Below are 15,210 nucleotides of genomic sequence, written 5' to 3'. Positions count from 1 at the left end.
CGAGGGCCCGGGCCCGCCAAGATCTTTGGCGGGCCCGGGCCCTCGGGCTGTCCGGCTTGAGGATTACGCCTTGCGCAGGCGGAACGTCAGGGACAGACCCTCGTCGGTGAAGGGCTCGCCGTAGGTGCCGTCGGCCTCGCCCTGGGCGAAGTCCGTCGCCAGGACCTCGTCGGCGATCAGGCCGGCGTGCTCGGCCAGGGCCTCGGTGACGGCCGGGTCGGTCGCCGTCCAGCGCAGCGCGATGCGGTCGGCCACGTCGAGGCCACTGTTCTTGCGGGCCTCCTGGATCAGGCGGATCGCGTCACGGGCCAGGCCCGCCCGGCGCAGCTCCTCGGTGATCTCCAGGTCCAGCGCGACCGTCGCACCCGCGTCGGAGGCCACCGACCAGCCCTCGCGGGGGGTCTCCGTGATGATGACCTCGTCGGGCGCCAGCGTGATGGTCTCGCCGTCGACCTCCACCGACGCCGTGCCCTCGCGCAGGGCCAGGGACAGGGCGGCCGCGTCCGCGTTCGCGACGGCCTTGGCCACGTCCTGGACGCGCTTGCCGAACCGCTTGCCCAACGCGCGGAAGTTGGCCTTCGCCGTGGTGTCGACCAGGCTGCCGCCGACCTCGCTCAGCGTCGCCAGGGACTCGACGTTCAGCTCCTCCGTGATCTGCGTGCGCAGTTCGGTGCCCAGCGCGTCGAAGCCGGTCGCCGCGATCAGCGCGCGGGACAGCGGCTGACGCGTCTTGACGCCCGACTCGGCCCGCGTGGCGCGGCCCAGCTCCACCAGGCGGCGCACCAGCATCATCTGCTTCGACAGCTCCGGGTCGATGGCGGACAGGTCCGCCTCCGGCCAGGACGACAGGTGGACCGACTCGGGGGCGCCCGGGGTGACCGGGACGATCAGGTCCTGCCACACCCGCTCGGCGATGAACGGGGTCAGCGGGGCCATCAGCTGCGTGACCGTCTCGACGACCTCGTGCAGGGTGCGCAGGGCCGCCTTGTCGCCCTGCCAGAAGCGGCGGCGGGAGCGGCGCACGTACCAGTTGGACAGGTCGTCGACGAACGCGGACAGCAGCTTGCCGGCGCGCTGGGTGTCGTAGGCGTCCAGCGCCTGGGTGACCTGGTCGGTGAGCGCGTGCAGCTCGGACAGCAGCCAGCGGTCCAGGACCGGGCGGTCGGCCGGGGCCGGGTCGGCTCCGGACGGGGCCCAGCCGGTCGTACGGGCGTAGAGGGCCTGGAAGGCGACCGTGTTCCAGTACGTCAGGAGCGTCTTGCGGACGACCTCCTGGATCGTGCCGTGGCCCACGCGGCGGGCCGCCCACGGGGAGCCGCCGGCCGCCATGAACCAGCGGACGGCGTCGGCGCCGTGCCGGTCCATGAGCGGGATCGGCTCCAGGGTGTTGCCCAGGTGCTTGGACATCTTGCGGCCGTCCTCGGCCAGGATGTGACCGAGGCAGACCACGTTCTCGTACGACGACTTGTCGAAGACGAGCGTGCCGACCGCCATCAGCGTGTAGAACCAGCCGCGGGTCTGGTCGATGGCCTCGGAGATGAACTGGGCCGGGTAGCGGGACTCGAACAGTTCCTTGTTCTTGTACGGGTAGCCCCACTGTGCGAACGGCATCGAACCCGAGTCGTACCAGGCGTCGATGACCTCCGGCACGCGCGTGGCGGTCTTTCCGCAGCCGCCCTGCGGGCACGCGAAGGTGACCGCGTCGATGAACGGGCGGTGCGGGTCGAGGCCGGAGTGGTCCGTGCCGGTCAGCTCGGTGAGTTCCGCGCGGGAGCCGACGACCGTGAGGTGGTCGTCCTCGCAGCGCCAGATGGGCAGCGGGGTGCCCCAGTAGCGGTTGCGGGACAGCGCCCAGTCGATGTTGTTCTGGAGCCAGTCGCCGAAGCGGCCGTGCTTGACCGTCTCGGGGAACCAGTTGGTGTTCTCGTTCTCCTGGAGGAGGCGGTCCTTGGCGGCCGTGGTGCGGATGTACCAGGAGGGCTGCGCGTAGTAGAGGAGCGCGGTGTGGCAGCGCCAGCAGTGCGGGTAGCTGTGCTCGTAGGGGATGTGCTTGAAGAGCAGGCCGCGGCTGTCGAGGTCCTCGGTGAGCTGCTCGTCGGCCTTCTTGAAGAAGACGCCGCCGACGAGGGGGACGTCCTCCTCGAAGGTGCCGTCGGGGCGGACCGGGTTCACGACCGGCAGGCCGTAGGCGCGGCAGACCTTGAGGTCGTCCTCACCGAAGGCGGGGGACTGGTGGACCAGACCGGTGCCGTCCTCGGTGGTGACGTACTCGGCGTTGACCACGAAGTGGGCCGGCTCCGGGAACTCCACCAGCTCGAAGGGGCGCTGGTAGGTCCAGCGCTCCATCTCGGCGCCGGTGAAGGTCTGCCCGGTGGTCTCCCAGCCCTCGCCGAGGGCCTTGGCGAGCAGCGGCTCGGCGACGACGAGTTTCTCCTCGCCGTCGGTCGCGACGACGTAGGTGACCTCGGGGTGCGCGGCAACGGCGGTGTTGGACACCAGGGTCCACGGGGTCGTCGTCCACACCAGGAGCGCGGCCTCGCCGGCCAGCGGGCCGGAGGTGAGCGGGAAGCGGACGAAGACCGACGGGTCGACGACCGTCTCGTAGCCCTGCGCGAGCTCGTGGTCCGACAGGCCCGTGCCGCAGCGGGGGCACCAGGGAGCGACGCGGTGGTCCTGGACCAGCAGGCCCTTGTTGAAGATCTCCTTCAGCGACCACCAGACCGACTCGATGTACTCGGGGTCCATCGTGCGGTACGGGTCCTGGAGGTCGGTCCAGTAGCCCATGCGGGTCGTGAGCTCTTCGAAGGCGTCCGTGTGCCGGGTCACCGACTCGCGGCACTTCGCGTTGAACTCCGCGATGCCGTAGGCCTCGATGTCCTGCTTGCCGGAGAAGCCGAGTTCCTTCTCGACGGCGAGCTCCACCGGGAGGCCGTGGCAGTCCCAGCCGGCCTTGCGGGCGACGTGGTAGCCGCGCATGGTGCGGAAGCGGGGGAAGACGTCCTTGAAGACGCGCGCCTCGATGTGGTGGGCGCCGGGCATGCCGTTGGCGGTGGGCGGACCCTCGTAGAACACCCACTCGGGGCGGCCCTCGGACTGCTCCAGGCTCTTGGCGAAGATCTTCTGCTCGCGCCAGAAGTCGAGCACGGCGTGCTCGAGGGCGGGCAGGTCGACCTGGGCGGGTACCTGGCGGTACGTCGGCGATGTCATCAGCGGGCTTCCTCCGGCGGACTTGCTGCCTTCCGTCCGGAGGGACGAGAGCTGTGTCTGCCTGCGCCGCCTTCGGCGCGCTCCCGCGGTACCACCCTCCTTGGCCCTCCGGCACGGGGTGTGTGCCGGCGAGCCCCCTCATTGGGGTCGCGATGCCGGGTCTACCGGCCGTCGCGCACTGGCTGACGGCTTTCTTCCGGCGGCTCCGGGGTGATCTTCACGTCGCGCTCACCCCCGGGCTCCCACCGTCCCCGGGTCGCTCTGGGCTGCGTACGCCGCTACTCGTCCCCATCCACGCTTCTCGCTCCGCCCAGTGTACGGCGCCGCGCGGAGAGCGGCCGACCGGTTTTCGGGGCGGCCGGGGGTGGGGTGGCACATGGGGCGCGGTATGGGTTTGATGACCCGAAAAGCACGGTATAGGTGTTCGGATCCTGGGACGTCCGGCTCGGCGGATTACCGGGCGGGGAGCTGGGCACAACGGATGCATGCTCGCCGCGCGGCGTGCGCGAGGCGGGCGAATCGAGCGGTGTGCCCCGTTGCCGCGGGACTCAAGTCGATTTATCGTCCCAGCACGATGCGCGAGCAAGATCACAATATGTGAAGGGGCCGCGGCCATGGTGGCGAAGAAGACCGCCGTACAGCAGCCGGCGTCCGGCAGGTCCGTGAAGGGCTCCGGCGGCGCTGCGGGGGACGTGGGCGGGAAGAAGACCACACAGGGGGGCTCGGCGGGGCGGTCGGCGAAGAGGGACGCGGGGAAGGCGGCCGAGGGGACGAGGGCGGCCGGGGCGAGGAGGGCCGGGAGCAAGGCGAGGGCCGTGGCCGGTGAAGCGGTGGCATCGCGTGCCGTGAGCGAGAAGGCGCCGGCCGGAGCGGTAGCGGCCGAAGCGACAGCGGCCAAGAGGACCACGGCGAAGGCATCGGCGGAGCGTGGACCGGCCGGGCGGGCGGCGGGGAAGAGAGCGTCGGCCGCGAAGACCGCATCGGCCGAGGCGACGACCGCCGGTAGGGCGGCGGGCACGAAGGCGGTCGGTGGAGCGATCGGCTCGGGGCAGGCTCCGGCCGGGAGGACCGTCGCCGGGAAGTCGGCGGGTAAGCGGGCGGCCGGCGGGTCGACGGGCTCCGGGAAGGCCGCGGCCGGTAAGGCGGCGGGCAGGTCGGTGGGCGCGAAGGCGACGGGCGCAGAGGCGGCTGGCGTGAAGGCGGCTGGCGGGTCGACGCGTTCTGGGAAGGCCGCGGTGGGAAAGACGAGCGGCATGAAGGCGGACGCGGGACCGGCCGGCACCGAGAAGGCCGCCGGAGGTAAGGCGGCAGGCGCCGAGGCGGCCGGGAAGAAGGCCGCCGCCAAGAAAGCCGCCGCCAGGAAGGCCCCGGCCCGGAAGGCCGCCGGAGGCAAGAGCACCACCACGAAGAGCGCGGCCGGGAAGGGCGCTGCCCGGACCGGCGCGGTCACACAGGACAGGGCCGCGACCAGCACGGCCAAGAAGGCGGGTGCGGCCGAGGCCGCGCAGCAGACGGGAGCGACGACGGTGGTTGCGAAGAAGACTCCTGGCCCGGCCACGGCGGCGAAGACCGCCGTTCCCAAGGCCCGGGTCGCCGCGGCGGAGCCCGGCGAGCTCGCGGTACGCCCCGGCGAGGACCCCTGGACGGCGGAGGAGGTCGAGGAGGCGCGGTCCGAGCTGACCTCCGAGGAGACCCGCCTGCGTGAGGAGATCACGTCGTCGGAGCGGTCGCTGGCGGGCCTGATGCGGGATTCCGGGGACGGCGCGGGCGACGACCAGGCGGACACCGGCACCAAGAACATCACCCGCGAGCACGAGCTGGCCCTGGCCGCCAACGCGCGCGAGATGCTTCTCCAGACCGAGCGCGCCCTGGAACGTCTGCACGCGGGCACCTACGGCCTGTGCGAGAACTGCGGCAACCCCATCGGCAAGGCCCGTATGCAGGCCTTCCCGAGGGCCACGCTGTGCGTGGAGTGCAAGCAGAAGCAGGAGCGCCGCTACTGACCGCCCGCCGAATGCCTCCTGAGCACGTGGGACGCGCAGGGCGTGCCGTACCCTCGTCCTCAGTCAGGCACCTAGGTTGAGGGACTCACGTGGCAGAGGCGGAGCGCATCATCGGTACGCCGGACACACCGGACGCGGCCGGGGGCGGCAAGGAGCGGCCCGACGCCGAGGGCACCCCGGCAGGGGAGCCCGGCACCGGCCCCGCGGCCGGGGCGGGAACGTCCGGTACCGGCGAGCCGGAGGCCACCGCCGGGCGGCCCCGCGGCAGGCGCCGGATCGCGGTGCTGTTCGCCGTCGCCGCGTTCGCCTACGCCCTCGACCTGATCAGCAAGCTGATCGTGGTGGCCAAACTGGAGCACCACCCGCCCATCGAGATCATCGGCGACTGGCTGAAGTTCGAGGCGATCCGCAACGCGGGCGCCGCCTTCGGCTTCGGCGAGGCCTTCACCGTGATCTTCACCATGATCGCCGCGGCGGTGATCGTGGTGATCGCCCGCCTCGCCCGCAAGCTGTACAGCCTGCCCTGGGCGATCGCGCTCGGCCTGCTGCTCGGCGGAGCGCTGGGCAACCTCACCGACCGGATCTTCCGGGCGCCGGGCGTCTTCGAGGGCGCGGTCGTGGACTTCATCGCGCCCAAGCACTTCGCCGTCTTCAACCTGGCCGACTCGGCGATCGTGTGCGGTGGCATCCTGATCGTGCTGCTGTCCTTCCGGGGGCTCGACCCGGACGGGACCGTCCACAAGGACTGAGCGCGCGTACGGCCCCGTCCTGGCCGTCCGGCATACTCGACGGGTGAGCACGATTCCCGAGATCCGTACCCTGCCCGTGCCCGACGGCCTGGAGGGCGAGCGCGTCGACGCCGCCATCTCCCGCATGTTCGGCTTCTCCCGCACCAAGGCGGCCGAGCTCGCCGCGGCGGGGAAGGTCACGGTCGACGGGTCGGTGGTCGGCAAGTCGGAGCGCGTGCACGGCGGCGCCTGGCTGGAGGTCGAGATGCCGCAGGCGCCCGCGCCGGTGCAGATCGTCGCCGAGCCGGTCGAGGGCATGGAGATCGTGCACGACGACGACGACGTGGTCGTGATCGTCAAGCCGGTCGGTGTCGCCGCGCACCCCAGCCCGGGCTGGACCGGGACGACCGTGATCGGTGGGCTCGCCGCCGCCGGGTACCGCATCTCGACCTCCGGCGCCGCCGAGCGCCAGGGCATCGTGCACCGGCTCGACGTGGGCACCTCGGGGCTGATGGTCGTGGCCAAGTCGGAGCGGGCCTACACCTCGCTCAAGCGCCAGTTCAAGGAGCGCACGGTCGACAAGCGGTACCACACGCTCGTCCAGGGCCACCCCGACCCGACCAGCGGCACCATCGACGCGCCCATCGGCCGGCACCCCCAGCACGACTACAAGTGGGCCGTCACCGCCGAGGGCAAGCCGTCCGTCACGCACTACGACCTCATGGAGGCGTTCCGCGCGGCCTCGCTGCTCGACGTGAAGCTGGAGACCGGCCGCACGCACCAGATCCGCGTCCACATGGCCGCCCACCGGCACCCCTGCGTCGGCGACCTCACCTACGGCGCCGACCCGACGCTCGCCAAGCGCCTCGGCCTGACCCGGCAGTGGCTGCACGCGGTGCGGCTCGGCTTCGAGCACCCCGGGGACGGGCAGTGGGTGGAGTTCTCCTGCGACTACCCGGAGGACCTGCAGAAGGCCCTCGACCAGGTCCGCGAGGAGACCTGGGCGTGAGCACCCGGTACGTGGTGCGGGTCGCCGAGGACCCGGCCGACCGGGAGGCGTGCTTCGCGGTGCGCAAGGAGGTCTTCGTCGGCGAGCAGGGCGTGCCGGAGGACCTCGAGTACGACGCGCACGACGCCGGTGCGGTCCATGTGCTGGCGGTCCGGGAGGACGGTGTGCCGCTCGGGACCGGGCGGCTGCTGCACGGGGAGGCGGCCGTCGCCCAGACCGGTGGGGACCCGTCAGTCGGCTCTCTTGGCAGGCTCGCGGTGGCGGGCCCGGCACGCGGACTCGGTGTCGGCGCCGCTCTCGTCCGGGCCATCGAGGACGCGGCACGCGCGCGTGGGCTCGCGGCCGTGGACCTGCACGCGCAGACGCACGCGCTGGGCTTCTACGAGCGGCTCGGCTACCAGGCCTATGGCCCCGAGTACGTGGAGGCGGGCATTCCGCACCAGGGGATGCGGCGTTCGCTTTAGCCCCTCGTGGTGGGTGCCGAAACGGTTTGTCCCGGGAGTTGCGTGGCAGGCTTGAGGTCAGTCGTGTGAACATCTGACCTTCCGGAGCGCTGACCGTGGATCAGTTGGCCCTGCTGTTCGTGCTGCTGCTCGGGGCCGTGATCAGTGTCCCCGTGGGAGACAGGTTCAAGGTGCCCGCCCCGGTGCTGATGACGCTCCTGGGGATAGTCCTCGCGTTGCTTCCGTTCGTGCCGAACGTCGAGATCGCGCCGGACCTGATCCTGCCGCTGCTGCTGCCGCCTCTGCTGTACGCCGCCGTGCGGCGCACGTCCTGGCGGCAGTTCGCGGCGAACAAGAGGCCCATCTTCCTGCTCGCCGTGGCGCTGGTGTTCGTCACCATGGCCTGTGTGGCCGCCGTGGCCGACGCGATCGTGCCGGGGCTGCCGCTCGCGGCGGCGTTCGCGCTGGGCGCGCTGGTCGCCCCGCCGGACCCGGTCGCGGCGACCGCCGTGGCCGGGCAGTTGGGGCTGCCCCGCCGGCTGGTGTCGATCCTGGAGGGCGAGGGGCTGTTCAACGACGTGACGGCCATCGTCCTCTACCACGTGGCGATCGCCGCGGCCGTCAGCGGGACGTTCTCGCCCTGGAAGGCCGGGCTCGACCTGGTGCTGTCGGCCGTGGTGGCGGTGGCCGTGGGCCTCGCGCTCGGCTGGGGCGCCAACAAGCTGATGGAGGTGCTCGGCGACGCGACCCTGCAGGTCGGGCTGACCCTGCTGGTGCCGTACGCCTCGTACGTCATGGCCGAGGAACTGCACGGGTCCGGGGTGCTCGCGGTGCTCACCACCGCGCTGTTCCTCGCGGAGTACGGCTCCGACGCCGACGACGTCATGACGCGGCTGGCCGGGCACACGTTCTGGAACATCGTCGACACCCTCGTCACCGGTGTCGCGTTCGGGCTGGTCGGTCTCGAGCTGCACAACGCCATCCGCACGGCCTCCGGCCGGTGGGGCGAGCTCCTCTGGTGGGCGGCGGTGGTGGTGGTCGTCGTCGTCTTCGCCCGGCTGCTGTGGCTGCTGCCGGCGACCTGGCTGACGAAGCGGCTGCACGAGCGGCGGGACTACGACGAGGACATCCCGGTGAGCTGGCGCGAGACCGTGGTGATGTGGTGGTCGGGGATGCGCGGGGTGGCCTCGGTCGCGCTGGTGCTGGCCATTCCGCTGGAGACCGACGCCGGGTCGCCGTTCCCCAGCCGGGACGAGATCATCTTCATCGCGTTCGGGGTGATCATGGCGACGCTGGTGCTGCAGGGTCTGACGTTGCCGTGGCTGGTGCGGCGGCTCGGCGTGAAGGCCGACACCGACCGGGAGAAGGAGTTCGCCAAGGCGCTCGCGCTCCGGGCGGCCAAGGCGGCGAAGCAGCGGCTGCGGGAGATCGAGGGGAACGAGGAGCTGTCGGAGGAGCTGTCCGAGCAGATGCTGCGGCGGGCCTACGACATCGGCGTGCGGATCAGCCCCGAACTCGCCGAGGACGAGCGCCGGGAGGCGTTCCGGGAGGGGGCCCGGCGGGTGAAGCGGGTGCGGCGGATCCAGCAGGAGATGCTGAGCGCGGCACGGCACGAGGTGCTGGCGGCGCGCAGCGAGCCCGGGGCGGATCCCGAGGTGGTCGACCGGGTTCTGCGGCACCTCGACGTCCGTAGCCTGCGGTGAGCCGGCGTCTGCTCCGGCTGCCGGTTTGACGGCGGGTGGCCGGGGCGTCGTAGGGTCGTTCGTATGGCACGCAACGTAGTAATCAGTGGTGGAGGTACGGGAATTGGGCTCGCGGCGGCCCGGGTGTTCGCCGCCGGCGGGGACCGGGTGCTGCTGCTCGGGCGGCGGGCCGAGGTGCTGGAGAAGGCCGAGGTGCCCGGCGCGCTGACGTACGCGGCCGATCTCGCCGACCCGGAGGACGTGCGCGGTGTCGCCGCCTTCGTGGAGCGCGAGTTGGGGGCCGTGGACGTGCTGGTGCACAGCGCCGGTGGCAGCGGACTGCTCGAACCGGAGGCCCCGGAGGGCGATGCCCTCGCGGCCGTCGCGCACACGTGGAACGTGAACTTCAGGCTCAACACCCTGACCGCGGTCCTGCTCACCGAGGCGCTGAAGCCGCGGCTCGCCGAGCCCGGTGGCCGGGTGCTGTTCCTCAGCTCCATCGCCGCCTACCGGGGATCGGGAAGCGGCGCGTACGCGGCGTCCAAGGCGGGGCTGCATCCCTACGCGCACGACCTGGCCCGGGAGCTGGGCCCGCGCGGCATCACCGTGAACGTGGTCGCGCCCGGGTACATCGAGGACACCGAGTTCTTCGGGGACGCCATGGCCGAGGACCGCCGCGACCGGCTCATCGGCGAGACGTCGAACGGGCGGGCCGGGACCCCGGGGGACGTCGCCGAGACCCTGCACTGGCTGGCCTCCCCGGGCGCCGGGCACATCACCTCGCAGATCATCCAGGTCAACGGCGGCGCCGAGCGCGGTCGCTGACACCGACAGCGAAAAGGAGGGCTGCCCGCTCCGCGGGCAGCCCTCCGGTCGTCTCTGCGGGCGCCGGCCCGTACCGTCAGTGTCCCGGCCGCCCGGAGCCGTTCCCGTGGTAGCGGCGCTGCTGGGCCGGCACGGTCTCCGGGGACGGACGGTGGCCGTTGCCGCGCGAGGACGGCGGGAGGACCGCGTCCGCCGTGTTGACCCGGGGCAGCGCGTACGGGTGCTCGTCCGCCAGCCAGCCGATCATCTGCTCGCGGACCGTGACCCGCACCGTCCAGATGTCGTCCGCGTCCTTGCCCGTCACCAGGGCCCGCACCTCCATGGTGCTCGGGGTGCTGTCCGTGACGGTCAGGTTGTAGGCGCGGCCGTCCCAGGCCGGGCACTCGCGCAGGATGTCACGCAGCTTCTCGCGCATCGCCTCCAGCGGCGCGGAGTGATCGACATGCCAGAAGACGGTGCCGGTCATCTGCGGCGTGCCGCGCGACCAGTTCTCGAACGGCTTGGACGTGAAGTACGACACCGGCATGGTGATGCGGCGCTCGTCCCAGGTGCGGACGGTCAGGAACGTCAGTGTGATCTCCTCGACCGTGCCCCACTCGCCGTCCACGACCACGGTGTCGCCGATGCGCACCATGTCGCCGAACGCGATCTGCAGCCCGGCGAACAGGTTGCCCAGCGTGGACTGGGCGGCGACACCGGCGACGATGCCGAGGATGCCGGCCGAGGCCAGGAGCGAGGCGCCCGCGGCCTTGAACGCCGGGAACGTCAGCAGCATCGTGGCCGCGGCCACCACGGCGACGATCGCGGAGACCACCCGCATGATGAGCGTCACCTGGGTGCGCACCCGGCGTACCCGGGCCGGATCACGCTGGGCGTGCGCGTTGGCGTAGCGGCTGTAGGACGTCTCGACGACCGCGGCCGCGATCCGGATGACCAGCCAGGCGGCGGAACCGATCAGCAGCAGGGTCAGCGTCTGGCCGATGCCCTCGCGGTGGTCCTCCAGCAGTCGCGCCTCGTCGTACGACCCTCTCAGCAGGGCCGCGAACAGCACGAGCTGGTAGGGGATGCGGCCACGGCGGAGGGAGCCCCACAGCGGGGTCTCGTGGTGCCGTGCGTCGGCCTTGCGCAGCAGGAAGTCGGTGGCCCAGCCGATCACCAGCGTGAGCACGACCGAGCCACCGACCACGATCAGCGGTCGTAGCAGGTTCTCCATGCCACCGAACCTAACCGGCTCCCTGGGGGCATGAACATGTGACTTCCGTTGCGTCGTGGGTAGTGCCGCGATTCCGGCCCGTCACACCCGGCTGGCACCATGGGCTCATGAACATCATGCTCTTCCACTCGACCTTCGGGCTGCGGCCCGCGGTGCTCCGGGCCGCTGACCGGCTGCGCTCGGCCGGACACGAGGTGTGGACGCCCGACCTCTTCGACGGGCGCACCTTCGAGGAGGTCGAGGAGGGCATGGCGCACAAGGAGAAGATCGGCAAGGAGGAGCTGCTGAAGCGGGCCGTGCTGGCCGCCGCGCCCTACTCCGAGCGCGGGCTGGTGTACGCCGGTTTCTCGCTCGGCGCCTCCATCGCGCAGACCCTCGCCCTCGGCGACGAGAAGGCGCGCGGCCTGCTCCTGCTGCACGGCACGTCGGACATCGCGCCGGACGTCACGGCCGAGGACCTGCCGGTCCAGCTGCACGTGGCGGAGCCGGACCCCTTCGAGACGGACGACTGGCTGAGCGCCTGGTACCTCCAGATGGGCCGCACCGGCGCCGACGTCGAGGTGTACCGGTACGCCGGGGCCGGCCACCTCTACACCGACCCCGACCTGCCGGACTACGACGAGGAGGCCGCCGAGACCACCTGGCGGGTGGCCCTCGGCTTCCTCGACACCCTGTAGGGCTGTTACACCGGGTCGTAGGTGCGCTCGACCTTCTGCGTGCCGCTGCGGGTGCGGTACGAGCGGGACCACTTGGCGGTCGCGTCGGGCTTCGTGCGGTCGGAGACGACGTAGAAGTCCATCTGCGCGCGCTCGGCGGTGATGTCCAGGACGCCGAAGCCGTGCCGGTCGGTGTCGACCCAGTGGACATGGCGGTTGGCGGCGCGGATGACCGGTGAGGCGACCGCGGAGACCGTGCCCTCCGGCACCTTCACGATGTCGTCGAGGTTGTCGGAGGTGACCGACGTGACCACGAACTCCGTGGCGGCCGAGGGGGACAGCGGATACGTCCCGGCGTCCACCGGCACGTCGTTGGCCCAGGCCATGTGGATGTCGCCGGTGAGGAAGACCGTGTTGCGGATGGCGTTCGTCCGCAGATGCGCCAGGATCTCGCGGCGGTCGTCGGTGTAGCCGTCCCACTGGTCGGTGTTGAGGGCGAGGCCCTCCTGCGGCAGGCCCAGGAGCTTGGCCAGCGGCTTCAGCAGGTCGGCGGAGAGTGAGCCGATGGCGAACGGCGAGATCATCACCGAGTTGCCGACCAGGCGCCAGGTGGTGTCGGAGGACTTCAGCCCCGCCTTGAGCCAGTCGAGCTGGGCGCGGCCGGTGAGCGTGCGGTCCGGGTCGTCGACCTCGCCGTTGCCGACCTTCACCTGCTGCGAGCGGAAGGACCGCAGGTCCAGCAGCGAGAGGTCGGCCAGCTTGCCGAAGCGCAGCCGCCGGTAGGTGGTGCCGGCGATCGCCGGGCGGACCGGCATCCACTCGAAGTAGGACTGCTTGGCCGCGGCCTGACGGGCGGACCAGGCACCCTCCGCGCCCTCCGTGTGGTTCTCCGCACCGCCCGACCAGGTGTCGTTGGCGAACTCGTGGTCGTCCCAGATCGCCACGACCGGGGCCGTCGCGTGCAGCGCCTGGAGGTCCGGGTCGGTCTTGTACCGCGCGTGCCGGATGCGGTAGTCGGCGAGCGTGACGATCTCGTGCGCCGGGGCGTGCGGGCGTACGACCGTGCCGCGGGTGGCGTACTGGCCGGTGCCGTACTCGTAGATGTAGTCGCCGAGGTGCAGCCAGGCGTCCAGGTCGCCGCGGGCCGCGAGGTGCCGGTACGAGGAGAACCAGCCGGCCTCCCAGTTGGCGCAGGAGACCACGCCGAAGCGCAGGCCCGTGACGGCCGCGTCGTGCGCGGGGGCGGTGCGGGTGCGTGCCGCGGGGGAGTCGGTGCCGCCGGCGGAGAAGCGGAACCAGTAGTCGGTGCCCGGTTCCAGACCGCGGATGTCGGCCTTCACGGTGTGGTCGGAGGCCGCCGTCGCGGTCGTGGAGCCCTTGGCGACGACGGTGGTGAACGCCTTGTCCCTGGCGACGACCCAGCTCACCTCGGTGTCCGGGCCGAGACCGGAGCCGGGTATCGCCCCGGGCACCGGCGTGACGCGGGTCCACAGCAGGATGCCGTCCGGCAGCGGGTCACCGGAGGCGACGCCGTGCAGGAAGGCGGGTGCCTGGTCGACGGCGCGCGCGGGCAGGGTCGCCGCCAGCGGCCCGGCCAGAACAGCGGTCGCCGCCGCGGCCTTGACGACCGTACGGCGGCGCGGGGTGAGGGAGTTGAGTCCCTCTGACGTATTCGATGATCTGTATCGACTGGTCACGACCGATCAGGTTACTGGTCGGTATGGGCCGGAGCGGGCGAACTCCGGAAGTTCGCCCGCTCTTCACATCCCGACCGGTACCTGACCCGGCGTCACTTCTTGAGGGCCTCGCCCACGACCCGGTTGAAGTCGTCCACGGTCATCAGCGGCGTGCCCTGGTTGTCGGCGGTGAGCTGCTTGCCGTCCATGACGAAGCCCGGCGTGCCCTTCACGCCGTCCTTGTTGTCGTCGAAGGTCTTCGACATGGCCATCGCCCAGGCGTCGTAGGTGCCCTTCTCGACCGCGTCCTGGAACTTCTTGTTCCCCTTCAGCTCGGGGACGGTGTCCGCGACCTTGATGAGGTAGCTGTCGTCCTTGAACTTGTCGGTCGTCTCCTCCGGGTGGTACTTCGCCGAGTACAGCGCGGCCTTGTAGTCGAGGAACGCCTGGTCGCTCACGTTCAGCGCGGCGCCCAGGGCGCTCAGCGCGTTCTTGGAGCCCTCGCCGTTGTCCTTGTCGTCGATGAAGGTGGCGCCGACGAACTGCATCTTGAACTTGCCGTCGTCGATGTCCTTCTTCACGGTCGGGCCGACGGTCTGCTCGAACTGGGCGCACACGGGACAGCGCGGGTCCTCGTAGATCTTCAGCGTCTTCTTGGCCGAGGCCCTGCCGATGACGACCGTGGTGCCGTCGGTGCCCGTGGTGTTGGCGGGGGTGACGACCTTCTCGTCCTTCACCGCCTCCCAGTGGGTGGGCTTGTTGGCCTGGACGACCGCGTACCCGATGCCGCCGGCTATCGCCAGGACGCCGACGATCGAGCAGGCGACGATGATCTGCCGCTTGGTCTTCGCCCGCTTGGCCTCGCGCTCGCGCTCGATGCGCAGCCGCTCGCGGGCCGCCGTCTTCGCCGACTGGCTGTTGCGCTTGCTCATGGTGATGTTCTCCGTAGGGGACGCGCACCTCTGTGGGTGCGGGATACGTAGGGGACTGCTGGTGCTCGAAAGTGCCGCGGGTGGCGAGGGTGCCTCGCACGACGGCGGGTGCCTTACGCGAAGGCGGATGAGCACGGCGGTCCACGCCGTCCCAGGGAGTACGCGAGGATCCGGTCCCGGGCCGTCGGGGTGCGGTCGGCGGCACGCGCCGGCAGGCGCCGCCCGGCCGGGGCCCGCTCCACCGCGACCGCGGCGACCGCCAGCAGCAGCGGCCGGAACGTGGTCGCCGTCACCGCCCGCAGCAGCTGGGCCAGGGCCCGCTCGCCGCGGCGCAGCCACACGGCGGCCAAGAGGCCGACACCGACGTGCGCTCCGAGGAGGAGCCAGGCGGTGGCCGGGTCGGCGTGGGCGACCGCGGCCGCGAGCCGTTCCGTGCCGGTGGCGCCGGCCATCCGGGCCAGCGGCGTGCCGACCTCGCCGCCACCGCACAGCACGTCCAGGCCCACCGAGCGCAACGGGCCGGCGACCGGGCCGCCCGCACGGCCGTAACAGGCGTGCTGGCCCGTGGTGAACACGGTGTCGGCGGCGAGTTCCAGCGGGATCAGCAGAGCCGCGATCCTCCCGAAGGAGCGCTCGCGGCCCGCCAGGGCGAACGCGATCACGAACACGGCGGCGGCGACCGCCGCCACCGTGCCCATCGGCAGCGGGGCGCGGGACAGCAGGACGTGCGACGCGGTGCTGAGCGTCACGACCACGGCCGTGAACAGTGCCGCGCGTACGGCTCTGAGCTGGATCCCGGATATGTCCATAGCGAGAGGAGAGTGTGTCACGTCGGC

At 71.6% G+C, this 15,210-nt stretch carries 12 protein-coding genes; 7 read left to right on the top strand and 5 right to left on the bottom strand.

All coding sequences use genetic code 11. The features are described 5' to 3' along the window. Positions 1-63: 63 nt before the first annotated feature. The gene (gene ileS / locus ADK65_RS21090; protein ID WP_053671891.1) at positions 64-3,207 is read right to left on the bottom strand and encodes an isoleucine--tRNA ligase; all 3,144 of its coding nucleotides are present in this window, start codon (positions 3,205-3,207) and stop codon (positions 64-66) included. Positions 3,208-4,442: 1,235 nt separating this feature from the next. Between ileS and ADK65_RS39805 the strand changes: the two genes are divergently transcribed. From ADK65_RS39805 to ADK65_RS21060, 6 genes are all read left to right on the top strand, one after another. Then, positions 4,443-5,210: a TraR/DksA family transcriptional regulator gene (locus ADK65_RS39805; protein WP_324614291.1), complete on the top strand. Its 768-nt coding sequence runs from the start codon at positions 4,443-4,445 to the stop codon at positions 5,208-5,210. 89 nt (positions 5,211-5,299) lie between these two features. Further along, positions 5,300-5,959 (top strand): signal peptidase II, encoded by a 660-nt coding sequence (gene lspA / locus ADK65_RS21080; RefSeq protein ID WP_053671890.1) that lies wholly within the window; start codon positions 5,300-5,302, stop codon positions 5,957-5,959. Between the two features lie 43 nt (positions 5,960-6,002). After that, positions 6,003-6,947: an RluA family pseudouridine synthase gene (locus tag ADK65_RS21075; protein WP_053671889.1), complete on the top strand. Its 945-nt coding sequence runs from the start codon at positions 6,003-6,005 to the stop codon at positions 6,945-6,947. Next, the gene (locus ADK65_RS21070; protein WP_053671888.1) at positions 6,944-7,411 is read left to right on the top strand and encodes a GNAT family N-acetyltransferase; all 468 of its coding nucleotides are present in this window, start codon (positions 6,944-6,946) and stop codon (positions 7,409-7,411) included. The genes ADK65_RS21075 and ADK65_RS21070 overlap by 4 nt, the downstream gene beginning before the upstream one ends. A gap of 95 nt (positions 7,412-7,506) precedes the next feature. After that, on the top strand, positions 7,507-9,093 hold the full coding sequence (locus ADK65_RS21065) for a Na+/H+ antiporter (protein WP_053671887.1): 1,587 nt from the start codon (positions 7,507-7,509) through the stop codon (positions 9,091-9,093). Positions 9,094-9,156: 63 nt separating this feature from the next. After that, the gene (locus tag ADK65_RS21060; RefSeq protein WP_053671886.1) at positions 9,157-9,897 is read left to right on the top strand and encodes an SDR family NAD(P)-dependent oxidoreductase; all 741 of its coding nucleotides are present in this window, start codon (positions 9,157-9,159) and stop codon (positions 9,895-9,897) included. Positions 9,898-9,973: 76 nt separating this feature from the next. On the opposite strand, the gene ADK65_RS21055 is transcribed toward ADK65_RS21060, so the two are convergent. Then, on the bottom strand, positions 9,974-11,110 hold the full coding sequence (locus ADK65_RS21055; protein ID WP_053671885.1) for a mechanosensitive ion channel family protein: 1,137 nt from the start codon (positions 11,108-11,110) through the stop codon (positions 9,974-9,976). Between the two features lie 107 nt (positions 11,111-11,217). On the opposite strand from ADK65_RS21055, the gene ADK65_RS21050 reads away from it, so the two are divergent. Beyond that, on the top strand, positions 11,218-11,787 hold the full coding sequence (locus ADK65_RS21050) for a dienelactone hydrolase family protein (RefSeq protein WP_053671884.1): 570 nt from the start codon (positions 11,218-11,220) through the stop codon (positions 11,785-11,787). A 5-nt stretch (positions 11,788-11,792) separates the two neighbouring features. Here the strand turns inward: ADK65_RS21050 and ADK65_RS21045 are convergent, their stop codons facing one another. The 3 genes from ADK65_RS21045 to ADK65_RS21035 form a co-directional block, all read right to left on the bottom strand. Continuing rightward, positions 11,793-13,463, bottom strand: coding sequence for an alkaline phosphatase D family protein (locus ADK65_RS21045; RefSeq protein WP_053671883.1), 1,671 nt, complete (start codon positions 13,461-13,463; stop codon positions 11,793-11,795). 92 nt (positions 13,464-13,555) lie between these two features. Continuing rightward, positions 13,556-14,374 carry a thioredoxin domain-containing protein gene (locus tag ADK65_RS21040; RefSeq protein WP_053671882.1) on the bottom strand — a complete coding sequence of 273 codons (819 nt, stop codon included), beginning with the start codon at positions 14,372-14,374 and terminating at the stop codon, positions 13,556-13,558. Between the two features lie 113 nt (positions 14,375-14,487). After that, on the bottom strand, positions 14,488-15,183 hold the full coding sequence (locus ADK65_RS21035; protein ID WP_053671881.1) for a hypothetical protein: 696 nt from the start codon (positions 15,181-15,183) through the stop codon (positions 14,488-14,490). Between the last annotated feature and the right edge of the window lie 27 nt (positions 15,184-15,210).

The sequence above is a fragment of the Streptomyces sp. NRRL B-1140 genome (genome assembly GCF_001280065.1).
Lineage (GTDB): Bacteria > Actinomycetota > Actinomycetes > Streptomycetales > Streptomycetaceae > Streptomyces.
This window is presented reverse-complemented; position numbering and strand designations above follow the sequence as displayed.